The following is a 17,217-nucleotide window of genomic DNA, read 5'->3' on the forward strand; positions in this document are numbered from 1 at the left end:
GCACTCACGCGACGTCCTTCCGAGCACTTTCATGCTGCCGGACATGCGCGATGATTATGGCAAGCGCGGCTGGTGTCATGCCTTCCATTCGCTGGGCATCGGCTATCGACCGCGGGCGCCGCGCATGCATTTTCTGTTTCAGCTCATTGGATAGCCCAGGAACGGCGCTGAAAACGACAGTTTCAGGAATCAACCGGCTCTCCTCGCCCCTGATATGGACAACATCCGCCTTCTGGCGATCGAGATAGACCGAATATTTCGCCTCCGTTTCGAGCCGCTCGGCGGTCTTTGCATCGATTGCAGCAAACTTCGGCTCGACCTTGGACAGCCATACGACATTGACGTCGGGATAGGCGAGCAATTCATAGCCGGACCGGCGCACGCCGTCGCGATTGATCTCCAGCCCATGCCGCGCCGCTTCATTAGGCGTCATCGTCAGCGATTTCGCCAGCTCACGGGCCGCGTCGAGCCGCTGCATCAAGTAAGCATAACGCTGCATCCGTTCCGCCGACGCAATCCCCAGCTTCATGGCGAGGGGCGTCAGACGCTCGTCCGCGTTGTCGGCGCGCAGCGACAACCTGAACTCGGCTCGCGAGGTGAACATGCGATAGGGTTCACTGATGCCGCGGCTGGTCAGGTCGTCGACCATGACCCCGATATAGGCCTCGGTGCGGCTGAGCACGATCTGCTCTGAGCCCGACGCCTTCCGGGCCGCATTCAGCCCCGCCAGCAGGCCTTGGCCCGCAGCTTCCTCATAACCGGTCGTCCCGTTGATCTGTCCCGCCAGGAAAAGCCCGGCAATGCGCTTCGTCTCAAGCGTCTTATGCAGTTCGCGCGGATCGACATGATCATACTCGATGGCGTAGCCGGGTTGCAGCATCACCGCTCGTTCCAGCCCGGGAATGGTTTTCAGCATATCGAGTTGCACATCCTCGGGCAGGGAGGTCGAGATACCGTTTGGATAGACGGTGTCGTCATCGAGCCCTTCCGGCTCCAGGAAGATCTGGTGGCCGTCGCGGTCACCGAACTTGACGATCTTGTCCTCGATAGACGGGCAGTAGCGCGGACCCACGCCTTCGATCGACCCGGAATACATGGCGGAACGGCCGAGGTTGGCGCGGATCAATTCATGCGTGGCGGATGTGGTCCGGGTGATGCCGCACTCGATCTGGGGCGTCTCGATGCGATCGGTCATCAGCGAGAACGGCACCGGATCCTCATCCGCTGCTTGGCTCTCCAGCGATGCCCAATCGATGGTGCGACCGTCGAGGCGAGGCGGCGTTCCCGTCTTAAGCCTTCCGAGCGCAAACCCAATCCGCGTCATCGTCGCCGACAGGCCATGGCTCGCCTGCTCGTTCACGCGACCGGCGACAATCTTCTTCTCGCCGATATGAATGAGCCCGCGTAGGAAGGTTCCGGTCGTCAGAACAACCGCGCCGCAGGCCAGCCTGCGGCCGTCAGCCAGAAGGACGGCTGCGATCTGGCCGTCGTCGATTTCGAAATCGAGGACCTCGCCTTCGACAACATCGAGATCGTTCTGCTGCCGAATCGCTTCCTGCATCGCCAGCCGATACAGTTTCCTGTCAGCCTGGGTGCGCGGCCCGCGCACCGCCGGACCCTTGCGCCGGTTGAGCAAGCGGAACTGGATGCCTGCGGCATCGGCCACACGACCCATGAGCCCGTCCATGGCGTCAATCTCGCGGACCAGATGACCCTTGCCAAGCCCGCCAATGGCCGGATTGCAGGACATCACGCCGATCGTATCGAAGCGCAGCGTCACCAAGGCCGTCTTCGCGCCGGCGCGCGCTGCCGCACTGGCCGCTTCGCAACCCGCATGGCCGCCGCCGACAACAATCACATCATAGCGATCGGTCATTCCAAATATCCCGGACTCAATGATTCGGCCGACACATGTCCTTGCTGGACTTGGCTGTCAAGAAAACTCGGTGCATCGTTTCACGTGAAACAAGCTAACCGCTCCATATGGCTGTTTTACTCGGATCACTCTTAACCGGCTGTTTCACGTGAATCATGGAAACACCCGGCGCCGATGTTTCACGTGAGTCATTTCCCTATACAGAACTGCGAGAAGATAACATCGAGGAGGTCCTCGACATCAACGGCGCCGACTATTCGACCGAGCTGGTCGGCTGCCAGCCTCAGTTCCTCGGCCCGCAGCTCCTGACCTGCGGAGTGCCCACCGAGCGCACGACGCAAATGGCGACTTGCTTCGCTGAGCAGCTCTACATGGCGTAGCCTGGAAGGCAGAACATCGCCAACATTGCCCGCTGCATCCGCCGCACGCCGGCCGATCTCGCTCAGTAGATCCTGGAAACCGGCCCCACTGACGACCGATATGACGAAGTCGTATCGACTGGCCGCATCCCGAGCTGCCTCCGCGTCCAACAGATCGACCTTGGTCCCGACGCGCAGCGCCGGTACGGTGTCCGGAATGGCCAAATCAACCGGGTCCGCCAGGTCACGCAGCAACAGCAACAGATCGGCCTTGTCGGCCTTGGCCCTGGCCTTCTCGATGCCAATCGCCTCGATTCTCCCCGGTCCATCGCGCAATCCCGCCGTGTCTGTCAGCCTGACGCGAATCCCCTCTAGTTCAAGTGTCACTTCAAGAAGATCGCGGGTCGTGCCTGGCTCATCCGTTACGATAGCTGCATCGCGCTGCGTCAAGGCGTTGAACAGACTCGACTTGCCGGCGTTGGGCGGACCGAGGATGACGACTTCGAAACCATCCCGAATGATCTCAGCCGATCGAAACCCGGCAATATGTCGATCGATCTCCTCGATCATCGACCGAATGTCCAACCAAACCGTATCCGAAACGGAACCAGGTACATCATCCTCGTCGGCGAAGTCGATCTCCGCCTCGATCATGGCTCGCCCATGGATCAACCGGCGACGCCAACCCAGGTAAAGTTCGCTCTGCACGCCCTCGGCATTCCGGACGGCAAAGCGTCGCTGGGCTTCGGTCTCGGCATTGACGAGATCGGCGAGCGCCTCCGTCTCGACCAGGTCCATCTTGCCGTTGAGAAAGCCACGGCGCGTGAATTCACCGGGTTCCGCATGTCTGACGCCATCGAACCCGGCGATGGTCTCCAGGACCTTTTTCACCACGGCACGCCCGCCATGAACGTGGAATTCGGCGACATCCTCGCCGGTAAAACTGGCCGGTCCCGGAAAGAACACGACGAGACCTGTGTCGAGCAGCGTTCCATCCGGTGCCCGAAGCTTCCGCAGCATCGCCACCCGTTCCCCAACGAAGCGGCCCGCAATCGTTTCGACTACGAATCGAGTCTGCGGCCCCGATATCCGGATCACGGCGACACCGGCGGGAAGCCGGCCGCTTGACAGCGCCACGATCGAAGTACCTGAAATCATTTGCCCGCTCTATCGAACCGCCCTAGTTACGCGCTGCAGCCATCCATACCGGAGTAACACCGTGACATTGCCTCAGAGCAACCTGCTTGCCGAAGAGGCCAGCCCGTACCTGCGGCAGCACAGCGGCAATCCGGTGCATTGGCGGGCCTGGTCGCCTGCTTCGCTGGATGAAGCGAAGGCCCTCGACCGGCCCATCCTGCTGTCGGTCGGCTATGCGGCCTGCCACTGGTGCCATGTGATGGCGCACGAGAGCTTCGAGCACGACGACGTCGCCGCCGTCATGAACCGTCTGTTCGTCAATATCAAGGTCGACCGCGAGGAGCGGCCGGACATCGACCAGATCTACATGGCGGCGCTGTCGTCGATGGGCGAGCAGGGCGGCTGGCCGCTGACGATGTTCCTGACGCCGGACGGCAAGCCGTTCTGGGGCGGCACCTATTTTCCCCGCGAGCCGCGCTATGGCCGCCCAGGCTTCATCCAGGTGATGCAGGCGGTAGATAAGGCCTGGCGGGAGAAGCGGGAGAGCCTGAACCAGAGGGCCGACGGCCTGACCTCTCATGTCGAGACAAGGCTTGCCGGTTCATACGCCGCAACCGCGCTCGACCGCGGCACGCTGGCAGAGCTTGCCAGGGGCATCGGTGACATGATTGACCACGAGCTCGGCGGCCTGCGCGGCGCCCCGAAGTTCGCCAATGCACCGTTCATGCTGACGTTGTGCTGTCATGGCTGCGGGACGGCGATCCCCGCCATCGCGACGATGTGCTGCTCAGCCTCGAGCGTATGTTGGGCGGTGGCATCTACGATCATGTCGGCGGCGGCCTAAGCCGCTACTCAACCGATACCGAGTGGCTGGTGCCGCATTTCGAGAAGATGCTTTACGACAACGCCCAGCTGATCCGCTTCTGCAACTGGGCCTTTGCGGCAAGCGGCAATGAATTGTTCCGGGTACGAATCGAAGAGACAGTCGACTGGCTGCTGCGCGAGATGCGCGTCGACGGCGGCGCGTTTGCATCCAGCCTCGATGCTGACAGCGATGGCGAAGAAGGGCTTTTCTACACCTGGAGCAAGGAACAGATAGTAGCTGCCCTGGGTGACGATTCGACCTTGTTTTTCAATTACTTCACGCTCTCTGGCCCAGACGGATGGGAAGGCAAGCCGATCGTCCATCAGACCCCGGGCCAGCAGACGCGAAGCATGGCCGAGCGCGATCGGCTCCAGGCCCTGAAGGCGAAACTTCTGGCAACAAGGGAAGGGCGGGTCCGCCCAGGCCTCGATGCCAAGACCCTCACCGACTGGAATGGCCAGATGATCGCGGCCCTGGCCGAGGCCGGCCGCGCACTGGGGCGGCCCGACTGGATCGACGCCGCCGCGCAGGCCTTCGCCCATATCGCGACGTCCAGCCGCGATGGACGCTTGCCGCATTCGATGCTTGGCAGCCGGAAACTGTTCCCTGCCTTGTCGAGTGACTATGCCGCCATGGCCAACGCGGCAATCTCGCTGTTCGAAGCGTCGGGTGACTGGACCTACATCGATCAGGCCATGCGCTTCATCGAACAGCTCGATCTCTGGCATGCCGATGCCAACGGCGCCGGCTATTATCTGACTGCGTCTGACAGCACCGATGTGCCAATCCGCATCCGGGGCGATGTCGATGAAGCGATACCCTCGGCCACCGGCCAGATCATCGAGGCGCTGGTCCGTCTTGCCTCCGTCACCGGCGATCTCCGCCTGCAGGAAAAAGCCTGGACAATTGCCGAACATGCATCAGGACGCGCCGCGCATCAGGCCCATGGGCAGGCGGGCATCGTCAATGCCAGCGCCCTGGCCATCGAGCCGTTAAAGCTCGTGCTTGTCGACGATCTGGCGAACCCGACCCTCGTTCCGGTGGCGAATCGAAATCCCGATCCGCGTCGCGTCGATATTGTCGTCGCGATCGGTTCGGAAACGAATCGATCTTTGCTGCCCGGCGGTGTTCTGCCGCCGACGAGCGCGGCCGGCGCCTGGCTTTGCACCGGCCAGGTCTGCCTGCCGATGATAAGCGACCCCGTGGAACTGCAACAAATGCTGCGCTGCCAATAGCCGACATTGCAGCTTCGGTTACCCGACAATGAAAACCCCATTCCGGTGCCGGAATGGGGTTCGATAATAGGTGGAAAGGCCCTCGGCCCGATCGTCAGGTGTTCATCGAATCGAAGAAGTCGGCATTGGTCTTGGTCTGCTTGAGCTTGTCGATCAGGAACTCGATCGCGTCGGTCGTTCCCATCGGGGCCAGGATGCGGCGCAGCACGAAGATCTTCTGCAGGTCCGAACGCGCCACCAGCAGGTCTTCCTTGCGGGTGCCGGATTTGAGAATATCCATGGCCGGGTAGATGCGCTTGTCGGCCACCTTGCGGTCGAGCACGATTTCCGAATTGCCGGTGCCCTTGAACTCTTCGAAGATGACTTCGTCCATACGGCTGCCGGTATCGATCAGCGCTGTCGCGATGATGGTCAGCGAACCACCTTCCTCGATGTTGCGCGCGGCGCCGAAGAAGCGCTTAGGGCGCTGCAGCGCGTTGGCGTCGACACCACCGGTCAGCACCTTGCCCGATGACGGCACCACGGTGTTGTAGGCGCGGCCAAGACGCGTGATCGAATCCAGCAGGATGACGACGTCGCGGCCATGCTCGACCAGGCGCTTGGCCTTCTCGATGACCATCTCGGCGACCTGCACGTGGCGCACCGCCGGCTCGTCGAAGGTCGAGGAGACGACCTCGCCCTTCACCGAGCGCTGCATGTCGGTCACTTCCTCCGGCCGCTCATCGATGAGAAGCACGATCAGGTAGCATTCCGGATGGTTGGTGGTGATCGAATGGGCGATGTTCTGCAACAGGACGGTTTTACCCGTGCGCGGCTGCGCGACGATCAAAGCGCGCTGGCCCTTGCCCAGCGGCGCCACCAGGTCGATCACGCGGGCAGAGATGTCCTTGGAAGTCGGAACCTCCATTTCCATCTTCAGCCGCGAGGTCGGGTAGAGCGGCGTCAGATTGTCGAAATGGATCTTGTGGCGGATCTTTTCGGGGTCGTCGAAATTGATCGTGTTGACCTTGAGCAGCGCGAAATAGCGCTCGCCCTCTTTCGGGCTGCGGATCGGTCCTTCGACCGTATCGCCGGTCTTCAGCGAAAAGCGCCGGATTTGCGACGGCGAAATGTAGATGTCGTCGGGACCTGGCAGGTAATTGGCATTGGCCGAGCGCAGGAAACCGAAACCGTCCTGCAGCACCTCGACCACGCCGTCGCCGATGATCTCGACGTCCTGTGCGGCCAGTTTCTTCAGGATCGCGAACATCAGCTCCTGCTTGCGCATGACGCTGGCGTTTTCGACCTCAAGCGATTCGGCATAGGCGATCAGCTCTGGCGGCTTCTTGTTCTTGAACTCTGCGAGTTTCATTTCTTGCATAGACGGACCTTGAATAGATGGAGTCTGGGTAATCTTTGGGAGGATATCGACGGGATGCGACAAATGCCGGGCGCGGCCGAAAGCAATGAAGGGCGGCGCATGACGGGAAGGAAGACCCGTCTTTTATCGTCGGTCGAGTGAAAGAGCAAGCCGCGTTTTGCGGGCTGAAAGGCCTCAGAACGGCTTGACGACAACCAGGATCACGATGGCGATCATCAGCAATGTGGGGATCTCGTTGACGATTCGCCAGTGCCGAGCCGTCTTTTCGTTGCGGTCATCGGCGAATTTGCGGACCGCGCCGGCAAGATAGCCATGAACCGCCGACAGCAGGATCACCGCGGCGATCTTGGCGTGCAGCCAACCGCCCTGGAACGCAAAGCCTTTCCAGGCAAGCCACAGCCCGAAAACCCAGGTCACGATCATCGCCGGATTGATGATGCCGCGCAGCAGGCGCCGCTCCATCACCTTGAAGGTTTCGGACTGGACGGACCCCTTCTCGGCATCCGCATGATAGACCAGCAGCCGCGGCAGATAGAGCATGCCCGCCATCCATGCGATGATGGCCAGCACATGGATCGCCTTCGCCCAGGGATAGAAATCGTCGGGCGCGACGAAAAAAAGCAGCGCCGCCAGGACAACCAGGACGCCAAGGCTCAAAATCATGCGCATCATCGCGTGGCCGGTACCGTTCGTGTTTTTCATCTCGCTCATCGGCGTGTCGCGCTCCGCACCAGTTTCACCATGGCCTCGACATGCGCCACCGGCGTCTCCGGCGTGATGCCATGCCCGAGATTGAAGATCAGCGGCCCATCGCCGAGCGCCCCGAGGATCGTCTCGACGCCATCGGACAGGGCCTTGCCGCCAGCCACGAGCCGCAAGGGATCGAGGTTGCCTTGCACTGCCCCGGAGCGTTGCAAATCCTTCGCTGCCTCCAGGGGCACCGTCCAGTCGATCCCCAGCCCCGTCACGCCGGTCTTCTGGCGATAGCTCTGGTAGCGAGCCCCGGCGCCCTTTGGAAAACCGATGATCGGAACCTCCGGATGGACAGCGCTGACCTGCCTGACGATCTCCGCCACCGGTTCGACGCAGAACCGATCGAAGCAGGCATCATCGAGCACGCCCGACCAGGAATCGAAAATCTGCACCACGTCGGCGCCCGCCTCGATCTGGCGAATGAGATAAGCGGCCGAATGATCGGCGAGCACTTTCAGCAGGCGTTGAAAGGCCGCCGGCTCGCGATAGGCAAACAGCCGCGCCGGCGCTTGGTCCGGTGTGCCGTGGCCGGCGATCATGTAGGTCGCCACAGTCCACGGCGCGCCGCAGAAGCCGATCAGCGTGGTCTCGCCGGGCAATCTTGCCCGCAGCCTGCGGACCGTCTCGTAGACCGGTTCGAGATTCACGTGAAACACCTTGCTCTCCAGAGCCAAGATCTCGGCTGCCGTGATCGGTGTCAAAAGCGGGCCTCGCCCTTCCTCGAAACGCACGTCCCGGCCAAGCGCATGCGGAACGACGAGGATGTCGGAGAACAGGATCGATGCATCGAAGCCGAAGCGTTCGATAGGCTGCAGCGTCACTTCGACGGCAAGGTCGGGATTGTAGCAGAGGTCGAGAAACGAACCGGCGCGTTTGCGGGTCTCCCGGTACTCGGGCAGATAGCGCCCGGCCTGGCGCATCATCCAGAGCGGCGGTGGAAACACCGCCTCGCCCTTCAGCACGTCCAGCATGATCCGGCTTTGCGCCATCGAGTTCGCCTCTCCCAGCCTCCCTATAATCTTAAAGATTCTTATATCTAAGATTCTTCTGATTCTAAGAGTCTGTTGGTTGTGGTGGTTGTCACCTGTCCCGCTTTGCCCCGGAAAACACCAGCAAGCATATTGTCGCGCGCTTGTCTTTCGGGATTGTAGGGTTCTGGGGACAGTCCGGAATCGGTCTTTGGAGTCAATGCCTTGAATAGTTCGGGCAGGATTGGCCCTGTGGATGGAAGCAGGTCGGGAAAACCTGTCCCCGGACTTGTCCCCAGGCGCCCGACGAAGCTGACAGCGCATCGAATTGTGGACATCTAGCCATCTGATACAGTCGCTTCCGACCAGCCGGTCTTTTCGCCCGGCTTTATCCACACAAGCCCACAGCCCCAGGTGCCCCCTGTGAACAAACCCCAGAGCTTCTTCCACCTGCATCTGATTTCCGACGCGACCGGCGAAACGCTGCTTGCCGCCGGGCGCGCCGCTTCGGCGCAATACAAGGATGCGCGCGCCATCGAGCACATTTATCCGCTGATCCGCACCGAAAAGCAGGTGGCAAAGGTGTTCGAGGACATCGAGGAGGAACCGGGCATCATCCTCTATACGGTCGTCGACCAGAAGCTGGCCCGCGGCATCGACGAGCGCTGCGCCACCATGGGCCTACCCTGTGTCTCGGTGCTCGAACCGGTGCTCACCGTGTTCCAGTCCTATCTCGGCACGCCGGCCGGCCGCCGCGTCGGCGCCCAGCATGTCCTCGATGCCGAATATTTCCGCCGCATCGACGCGTTGAACTTCACCATGGACCATGATGACGGCCAGCTGCCCCTCAACATGGACGATGCCGATGTCGTGCTGGTCGGCATCTCGCGCACTTCGAAGACGCCGACCAGCATCTATCTCGCCAACCGGGGCATCAAGACCGCCAACATCCCGATCGTGCTCGGCGTGCCGGTGCCCGAAAGCCTGGTCAATGCCAAGACGCCGCTGGTCGTCGGATTGATCGCCACCGCCGAGCGGATCTCGCATGTCCGGCAAAACCGCATTCTCGGCAACAGCGGTTCCTACGAGGCGGGCGACTATGTCGACCGCGCCGCCATCACCGAGGAACTCGCCTACGCCCGCCAGATCTGCACCCGCCATGGCTGGCCGATGATCGACGTCAGCCGCCGCTCGATCGAGGAAACGGCTGCGGCGATCGTTGCCCTGAGGGGCAAGAATAGATAGACGGGGCCGGGTTGCGCGTCGCCAACGTCCACCGTCGCGACGCTCGAAGGTCGCGGCATGGATCCTAGGGTCTGCGCTGCGTCGCTGCGCTCCTTGCTTCGCCCTAGGATGACGAAGCGAGGGTCGTCCCTGCCAATCGCCAACATTGGTGATTGGCCATCAACCATTGCGCCTTCGTCATCCTAGGGCGGAGCAGTCGCGAAGCGACGTGGCGGGGACCCTAGGATCCATGCCGTGACAGAGGCGACGGGCGCAACGGTTTACTTCTTGGATAAACAACTCGACGGGTAATCAGGCGCACCATGACCGAAAAAATCATCCTCGCTTCAGGCAGTCGGTTTCGCAAGGCGATGCTTGTCAATGCCGGCGTCGACGTCGAAGCGGTGCCGGCCGATGTCGACGAGCGCGCGCTCGAGGCGCCGTTGCAGCATAGCGGCGTTTCGCCCGAGGACGTCGCCCTGGTGCTGGCCGAGGCCAAGGCCACGGACGTGAGCGAGCGCAGGCCGGGCGCGCTGGTGCTGGGTTGCGACCAGACTCTGTCGCTCGGCGACGAAATGTTCCACAAGCCGGCCGACATGGAGGGCGCGCGGCGCCATCTCTTGGCGCTGTCGGGCAGGACCCACCAGCTCAACAGCGCAGCGGTGCTGGTTCGTGACGGCAACGTGTTGTGGCGCCATGTCGGCATCGCCTCGATGACCATGCGCAAGCTCGAACCGGCGTTCATCGGCCGCCACCTCGCGCGTGTCGGCGCCAAGGCGCTTTCGAGCGTCGGCGCCTATCAGATCGAGGGCGAAGGCCTGCAATTGTTCGACAGGATCGAGGGCGACCATTTTACCATTGTCGGCCTGCCGCTGCTGCCGCTGCTGGCCGAACTGCGCAATTTGGGGGCGATCGATGGCTGAGGCGACCAGGAAAGCGTTCGTTGCCGGCCATCCGATCAAGCATTCGCGCTCGCCCAAAATCCATGGCCACTGGCTGGCCGAACACGGCATCGACGGCAGCTACGAGGCGATCGATGTAGCACCGGCGGACTTTGCCGAATTCCTGGCGAGCCTTCGGAAGAATGGCTACCAAGGCGGCAACGTCACCATTCCGCATAAGGAGGCCGCTTTCGCGCAAGTCGCCCGCCGCGACGGCGCCGCCGAACAGATTGGCGCCGTCAACACGCTGTGGTTCGAGGACGGCGATCTGTGGGGCGGCAACACCGACGCCCATGGCTTCGCCGCCAATCTGGATGACCAAGCGCCGGGTTGGGCCGCCAATGGCCCGGCGTTGGTGCTCGGCGCCGGCGGCGCATCGCGCGCGGTCATCCATGCACTTAAGCAGCGGGGCGTCAGTGATATCCGCATCGTCAACCGCACGCTCGCCCGGGCGCGGGAATTGCGCGACCGTTTCGGCGCCGGCGTCACCGCCCACGGCCTGGAGGCAACGGGCGAACTCCTGGCGGACGCTGGCCTGCTGGTCAACACGACGGCGCTTGGCATGCATGGCAATGAGGGCCTGTCCGCCGATCCGTCCGGATTGCCCGACCACGCCATCGTCACCGATATCGTCTATGTGCCGCTCGAGACGCCGCTGCTCGCCGCTGCCCGGGCGCGCGGCCTGAAGACCGTCGATGGGCTCGGCATGCTGTTGCACCAGGCCGTACCCGGCTTCGAACGCTGGTTCGGCGTCAGGCCGCAAGTCACGGCCGGGCTCCGTGCGCTCATCGTCGCCGATCTGGTGCCGAAGCCATGATCGTGCTCGGCCTCACCGGATCGATCGGCATGGGCAAGTCGACCACGGCCAGGATGTTCGCCGAGGCCGGCGTGCCGGTTCACGATTCCGACGAGGCCGTGCACCGCCTTTATGCCGGCAAGGCAGCGCCACTGGTCGAAGCGGCCTTTCCTGGAGTGACGGATGCGGGCGTGGTCGACCGCGCCAGGCTTGGCGCCCGTGTCCTGGGCGATACCGACGCCTTGAAGCGGCTTGAAGCCATCATCCATCCGTTGGTGCGCGCCGATGCCGAGGCGTTCCTGGCCAAGCATCGTAACGCCGGCGAATCGGTCGTGGTCCTGGATATCCCGCTGCTGTTCGAAACCGGTGGTCGGCCACGCGTGGACAAGGTCGTCGTCGTCACCGCCCCGGCGGAAGTCCAACGCGAGCGCGTGCTGGCGCGGCCGGGCATGACGGAAGCAAAGCTGGCTGCGATCCTGGCCAGGCAGGTGCCGGACGCCGACAAGCGCCGTCGGGCCGATTTCGTCATCGACACCGGGCAAGGCATGGACGCGGCGCGTGCGCAAGTCGATGCGATCATTGCGGAACTCATAGGCAGCCGGCTCCCTGACACTTCTGGTTAGATGCGCTGGTCGACCCCCACTCCGTCTCGGCTTCGCCGAGCCACCTCTCCCCCGATCGACGGGGTAGAGGAAAGGCGCCAAGCCCTTTGCCGTCAACGCCTCTCCAGAAGCGCTCCCTTCCTTTCCCTCCGGAGGGGGGAAAGGTGGCGCTGCGAGGCAGCGACGGATTGGGGGAACCACGTGGCGATCAAGCCTCGTGCTGATCAGTCACGCCAATCACAGAAGATGTGTGCATAGCGTAGCCGTCCACGGGGAGAAGATGGCGGCAGCCAGATGAGGGGCAGCGTCAGCGCTGTTTTGGAGGAACAGGCGGCTTGGCGAACCGGTTAGCATGGCAGGGGCGGCGCAAACCTGTAGTCATTGTCCGCACCCGCTTCGTTTCCCATTGCCATTTTGTTCCCGCCTCGTGATTCTGCTTCCAGGAGCACCTGATTCGATGCGTGAGATCATCTTCGACACGGAAACCACTGGGCTGGACTCGCGCGACGACCGCGTGATCGAGCTCGGCGGCGTCGAGCTGGTCAATCGTTTCCCGACCGGCAGGACCTTCCACCACTACATCAATCCGCAGGGCCGCCCGATCCACGCCGAGGCGCAGGCGGTGCATGGCATCAGCGCCGCGGACCTCGCGGGCAAGCCGACCTTTGCCGAAATCGCGCAGGAATGGCTGGCCTTCACCGAAGGCGCCCGGCTGGTCGCCCACAATGCCACCTTCGACGTCGGCTTCCTCAATGTCGAATTCGGCCGGCTGGGCCACCCCGTCATCGACAATGGCCGCGTCGTCGACACGCTGGCGCTGGCGCGCCGCAAGCATCCGATGGGCCCCAATTCGCTCGACGCGCTTTGCCGCCGCTACGGCATCGACAACGCCAGGCGCACCAAGCATGGCGCCCTGCTCGATTCCGAGCTGCTGGCCGAGGTCTATATCGAGCTCATCGGCGGCAAGCAGGCGGCGCTTGGGCTCGACAGCGCGACCGCGCCGGCACAGGGCAGGGAGAATGTCCGCCAGATCGAAATCATCGTCGTCCAGCGTCCGTCGCCCTTGCCGTCGCGCCTCAGCGAGGCCGAGCGCGACGCCCATGCCGGCATGGTCGCCACGCTGGGCGAAAAGGCGCTCTGGCTGAAGGTTGCGGCTGGCTGACGAGCGCTTTGCTTCGCTCCTTGCTCCGGCCCAGGATGACGAAGGGACGGTTGCCCGACAACCAATCGCAGATGTTGCTTCCAACAAAAAACCCGGCACGAAGGCCGGGCTTTTCAAATCGAAGTGCGCAGCTGCCTTAGCTGACCTGGACCTTGGTCGCGGCCTGGTCCTCGGCCAGCTTCTGCTGGAACATCTGCGCGAAATCGATCGGGTCGAGCATCAGCGGCGGGAAGCCGCCATTGCGCGTTGCCTCGGCGATGATCTGGCGGGCGAAGGGGAACAGCAGGCGCGGGCACTCGATGAACAGGATCGGCAGCATATGTTCCTGCGGGAAGCCGCTGATCGCGAACACGCCGCCATAGACCAGCTCGACATTGAACAGCACTTCCTGGTCGAAGGAAGCCTTGGCGTTCAGCGTCAGGTTGACGTCGAACTGCTTGTCGGAGAGCGGGTTGGCGTTGACATTGACGTTGATGGCGATGCCGGGCGCCTTGTCGCGGCCGCGCAGCGAATTCGGTGCGCCGGGACTTTCGAAGGAAAGATCCTTCACATACTGGGCCAGCACGTTCAGCGACGGCTGCGCCGCACCGTTGCCGTTTCCGTTGGCAGCGCCAATCGGCGCGTCATCATTGCTGGCCATGAGCCGTCGTCCTTTTGCCTGGGCAGCAGTGCTGACCGAATTGAAATCGGGCGTTCGCTACCATGGCCGGCATGACAAGACAAGGTTGGCGCTCGCGTCCCGCAAGCCCGGCGGGCAGCGCCTCATTCGTCCCTGAGGCCGCGCCAGGGCGAGTTGGGGTCGGGTCCGCGCGTGGTGTCGTCGCCGCGCGAATAATCGCCATCGTCGAGGTCGATGGTCCTGGTTCGCCCTCGGCCGCGAAACCCGCCGGCGCTGAAATTGGTGGCCACCACGACGCGGCTCTTCAGCGAACGCCAGGCCAGGTCGCGCACCGGCGGCAGGAACAGCAGCAGGCCGAAAATGTCGGATATGAATCCCGGGATGATCAACAGGATCGCCGCCAGCACGATCATGACGCCATGCGCGAGTTGCCGGCTCGGATCCCGACCCGCGTCCATCTCGGCGCGCGCCCGCATCATGACGCCGAGGCCCTGGTGCCTGAGCAGCATCGCGCCGGCGATGCTCGAGGCCAGCACCAGGCCGACTGTCGCCAGCGCGCCGATCTGGCGTCCGACGACCACGAAGCCGGCGATTTCCAGAAGCGGAAGCGCAAGGAGGAAAACTGGGAGGAATGAAATGCGCAAGTCTTGCCAGCCTTTTCGAACGGTGGCCGTTTCTATTGATTTGGACGCGGCGAGCAATCGCCGCTGGCACTGAGCCCGTTAGATAGGTATGCCTGCCTTTGATTTGAATGATTGCGCCTTGCGTTCTATATGCTTTGAATGTTGAACGCTATGCGACCGCGGCCCTCCACTGGGCGGACGGTCCGGCCACGGGCAGGGATTGATTGGCGGAAGATATGGGATTCTTCGACTTCGGCACGATTTTCTTCCTGGTTGCGGCGGTGGTCATCTTTTTCCAGTTGCGCAATGTGCTGGGCCGTCGCACCGGCAACGAACGGCCGCCCTTCGATCCCTATACGGCGGCTCGGACCGACAAGGATCCTGCCCAGAAACCGGAAAATGTGGTGTCGCTGCCGCGCAAGCGGTTGCCCGGCGAGCCGGCCACCGACACCTATGCGGCGATCGACGCCTTCGCCAAGCCCGACAGCGACCTCAACAAGGGCCTGCGGACGATCAAGGACAATGACCCGTCCTTCGAGCCCAAGAGCTTCGTCGATGGCGCCAAGATGGCCTATGAGATGATCGTCATGGCCTATGCCGACGGCGATCGCAAAACGCTGAAGAACCTGTTGTCGCGCGATGTCTATGAAGGCTTCGTCGCCGCGATCGGCGAACGCGAGGCCAAGGCGGAAAAGATCCAGTCCTCCTTCGTCGGCATCGACAAGGCCGACATCGTTTCGGCCGAAATGAAGGGCGGCGAGGCGCATGTCACGCTGCGCATCGTCAGCGAGTTGATTTCGGCGACGCGCGACAAGGGCGGCGCCGTCATCGACGGCGATCCCGAAACCGTCGCCGAGGTCAAGGATGTCTGGACCTTCGCCCGCGACACGCGCTCGCGCGACCCGAACTGGAAGCTCGTCGCCACCGAAGAGGAAGACTGAGCCCGATGCAGGTCGCCCAAAAGTGCGCAGCGGTTTTGGGACAGCGGGTTGCATCGACGCCAGGGCTTGACGCGCCTCCTATGATCCTCGCCAGACACGATGCGCTTTAGGCAAGCGAGGCTCCGGTGTCGCTGTCGCCTCTCCTGGTCGAAAAGTCCTTCGGCGATCTCCCCGGCTGGAACGAGGATGACCATCTGGCCGCCTTCGAGGCGTTTCGCCGCTCGGCCTTCCATGTCCTGACAAAACCCTATCGCACCGGTTCGCTCGGCATCGACTTCAACGCTTTTTCGCCAGCTTACGCCGAAGCCCGCACTGTTTCGGCGCCGAATCGGTTACAGGCCCGCGCCTTCTTCGAGCACCATTTCCTGCCCGCACAGATCCGCGCCGAAAATGGGGCGGCCGGCCTCGTCACCGGCTTCTACGAGCCCGAGGTCGAGGCCTCGCCGGTGCGGACTCCGGATTTCTCGGTGCCGTTGCTGTCGCGCCCGTCCGATCTCATCGATATCGACGACGCCAACCGGCCTCCGGGCATGGACCCCTATCTCGCCTTCGCGCGCCAAACGGCGACCGGGCTCACCGAATATCCCGACCGTGGCGCGATCGAGCGCGGCGCGCTGTCCGGCAAGGGCCTGGAAATCGCCTGGCTGGCCGACAAGGTCGATGCCTTCTTCATTCACGTGCAGGGCGCGGCGCGGCTGGCCATGAACGACGGCCGGCTTCGCCGCGTCACCTACGCCGCCAAGTCCGGCCAGCGCTTCACCGGTCCAGGCAAGGTCTTGAGCGAGATCGGTGAAATCCCGCTCGAGAAGGTGACGATGCAGTCCATCCGCGCCTGGTTCAAGGCGCATCCCGATCGTGTCGACGAGATCCTGTGGCGCAACCGCTCCTACATCTTCTTCCGCGAGGCCGATGTCGAGTACGCAGCGCTTGGTCCGATCGCGGCCGCCAAGGTGCCGCTGACGCCTGGTCGCTCCATCGCGGTCGATCGCCTGCTGCACACATTCGGCACGCCCTTCCACATCGATGCGCCATCGCTGACGGCGTTCGACGGCAGGCCGTTCCGCCGCCTGATGATCGCGCAGGACACCGGCTCGGCCATCACCGGGCCGGCGCGGGGTGATCTGTTCGCCGGGTCGGGCGACGCCGCCGGCGAGATTGCCGGCGTTGTGCGCAACGCCGCCGACTTCTACGCGCTGGTGCCGCGCTCGCTGACCGGGGCCGCCTGATGGCCAGACGCCCAGATAAACTCAGCGAGGACGACCGGGTGCTGTGGAACCTGGTGGCGCGCACGGCCAAGCCACTGAAGGGCAGGGACGCGGTCGACTTTCTGGACATTGCCGCTGATGCCAGGCCAACGCCATCGGCGCCGGTCGAGCCTTCCGCCAACGCCGCGGGTACGGCGAAGCCGAAGACCCAGCATGTCACACACCGCCTCGACGAGCCGACGCTTGACAGGCTGGCGAAGGGCCGTCTGCCCATCGAAGGCCGCGTCGATCTGCACGGACTGACGCAGGACGAGGCCTATTCGCTGCTGTTCTCGTTCCTGCACCGCGCGCATGCCGGCGGCATCCGCTATGTGCTGGTCATCACTGGCAAGGGCTCGTCTTCCGGCGGCGACGGGGTGCTGCGGCGCGCGGTGCCCGCCTGGCTGTCTACGCCGGCCTTCCGGCCGCTGGTTTCCAGCCATGATCATGCCGCCCGCAACCATGGCGGTTCGGGCGCGCTCTATATCCGCTTGCGCCGGGTCCGATGAGGA

At 63.3% G+C, this 17,217-nt stretch carries 15 protein-coding genes and 1 pseudogene; 9 read left to right on the plus strand and 7 right to left on the minus strand.

The features are described 5' to 3' along the window. Positions 1-4 precede the first annotated feature (4 nt). Both mnmG and mnmE read right to left on the minus strand, forming a co-directional pair. A complete protein-coding gene (gene mnmG, locus WC739_RS09815; protein ID WP_372952833.1) occupies positions 5-1,876 on the minus strand; it encodes a tRNA uridine-5-carboxymethylaminomethyl(34) synthesis enzyme MnmG in 1,872 nt (623 codons plus the stop codon). A gap of 188 nt (positions 1,877-2,064) precedes the next feature. After that, positions 2,065-3,393, minus strand: a complete 1,329-nt coding sequence (gene mnmE, locus WC739_RS09820; protein ID WP_372952834.1) for a tRNA uridine-5-carboxymethylaminomethyl(34) synthesis GTPase MnmE — start codon at positions 3,391-3,393, stop codon at positions 2,065-2,067. A 61-nt stretch (positions 3,394-3,454) separates the two neighbouring features. Here mnmE and WC739_RS09825 point away from each other — a divergent pair. Continuing rightward, a pseudogene (locus WC739_RS09825) lies at positions 3,455-5,472 on the plus strand (thioredoxin domain-containing protein). Between the two features lie 94 nt (positions 5,473-5,566). Here WC739_RS09825 and rho read toward each other — a convergent pair. The 3 genes from rho to hemE all read right to left on the minus strand — a co-directional run bounded on the left by rho (position 5,567) and on the right by hemE (position 8,574). Continuing rightward, positions 5,567-6,832: a transcription termination factor Rho gene (gene rho, locus WC739_RS09830; RefSeq protein WP_027032049.1), complete on the minus strand. Its 1,266-nt coding sequence runs from the start codon at positions 6,830-6,832 to the stop codon at positions 5,567-5,569. Positions 6,833-7,006: 174 nt separating this feature from the next. Next, positions 7,007-7,543: a protoporphyrinogen oxidase HemJ gene (gene hemJ / locus WC739_RS09835; protein WP_372952835.1), complete on the minus strand. Its 537-nt coding sequence runs from the start codon at positions 7,541-7,543 to the stop codon at positions 7,007-7,009. Next, on the minus strand, positions 7,540-8,574 hold the full coding sequence (gene hemE / locus WC739_RS09840; RefSeq protein ID WP_372952836.1) for a uroporphyrinogen decarboxylase: 1,035 nt from the start codon (positions 8,572-8,574) through the stop codon (positions 7,540-7,542). The genes hemJ and hemE overlap by 4 nt, the downstream gene beginning before the upstream one ends. Before the next feature lie 402 nt (positions 8,575-8,976). Between hemE and WC739_RS09845 the strand changes: the two genes are divergently transcribed. From WC739_RS09845 to dnaQ, 5 genes are all read left to right on the plus strand, one after another. Continuing rightward, the gene (locus WC739_RS09845; protein ID WP_372952837.1) at positions 8,977-9,798 is read left to right on the plus strand and encodes a pyruvate, water dikinase regulatory protein; all 822 of its coding nucleotides are present in this window, start codon (positions 8,977-8,979) and stop codon (positions 9,796-9,798) included. A 302-nt stretch (positions 9,799-10,100) separates the two neighbouring features. Next, complete coding sequence (locus tag WC739_RS09850) at positions 10,101-10,700, plus strand: Maf-like protein (RefSeq protein ID WP_372952838.1); 600 nt, start codon at positions 10,101-10,103, stop codon at positions 10,698-10,700. Beyond that, positions 10,693-11,535 carry a shikimate dehydrogenase gene (locus tag WC739_RS09855; protein ID WP_372952839.1) on the plus strand — a complete coding sequence of 281 codons (843 nt, stop codon included), beginning with the start codon at positions 10,693-10,695 and terminating at the stop codon, positions 11,533-11,535. The genes WC739_RS09850 and WC739_RS09855 overlap by 8 nt, the downstream gene beginning before the upstream one ends. Beyond that, on the plus strand, positions 11,532-12,137 hold the full coding sequence (coaE, locus tag WC739_RS09860; RefSeq protein WP_372952840.1) for a dephospho-CoA kinase: 606 nt from the start codon (positions 11,532-11,534) through the stop codon (positions 12,135-12,137). The genes WC739_RS09855 and coaE overlap by 4 nt, the downstream gene beginning before the upstream one ends. Positions 12,138-12,573: 436 nt before the next feature. After that, a complete protein-coding gene (gene dnaQ, locus WC739_RS09865) occupies positions 12,574-13,278 on the plus strand; it encodes a DNA polymerase III subunit epsilon (RefSeq protein ID WP_372952841.1) in 705 nt (234 codons plus the stop codon). 136 nt (positions 13,279-13,414) lie between these two features. Here the strand turns inward: dnaQ and secB are convergent, their stop codons facing one another. Beyond that, positions 13,415-13,918: a protein-export chaperone SecB gene (gene secB, locus WC739_RS09870; RefSeq protein WP_372952842.1), complete on the minus strand. Its 504-nt coding sequence runs from the start codon at positions 13,916-13,918 to the stop codon at positions 13,415-13,417. Between the two features lie 122 nt (positions 13,919-14,040). Then, entirely contained in the window at positions 14,041-14,541 is a 501-nt protein-coding gene (locus tag WC739_RS09875; protein ID WP_372952843.1) for an FxsA family protein, read from the minus strand. 215 nt (positions 14,542-14,756) lie between these two features. Here WC739_RS09875 and WC739_RS09880 point away from each other — a divergent pair, with 215 nt between their 5' ends. The 3 genes from WC739_RS09880 to WC739_RS09890 all read left to right on the plus strand — a co-directional run bounded on the left by WC739_RS09880 (position 14,757) and on the right by WC739_RS09890 (position 17,214). Next, positions 14,757-15,461, plus strand: a complete 705-nt coding sequence (locus WC739_RS09880; RefSeq protein WP_372952844.1) for a Tim44/TimA family putative adaptor protein — start codon at positions 14,757-14,759, stop codon at positions 15,459-15,461. Positions 15,462-15,586: 125 nt separating this feature from the next. After that, a complete protein-coding gene (locus WC739_RS09885) occupies positions 15,587-16,687 on the plus strand; it encodes a murein transglycosylase A (RefSeq protein WP_372952845.1) in 1,101 nt (366 codons plus the stop codon). Then, complete coding sequence (locus WC739_RS09890) at positions 16,687-17,214, plus strand: Smr/MutS family protein (RefSeq protein WP_372952846.1); 528 nt, start codon at positions 16,687-16,689, stop codon at positions 17,212-17,214. The genes WC739_RS09885 and WC739_RS09890 overlap by 1 nt, the downstream gene beginning before the upstream one ends. Positions 17,215-17,217: the final 3 nt, after the last annotated feature.

Source organism: Mesorhizobium sp. (assembly GCF_041661565.1).
Taxonomy (GTDB): Bacteria; Pseudomonadota; Alphaproteobacteria; order Rhizobiales; family Rhizobiaceae; genus Mesorhizobium.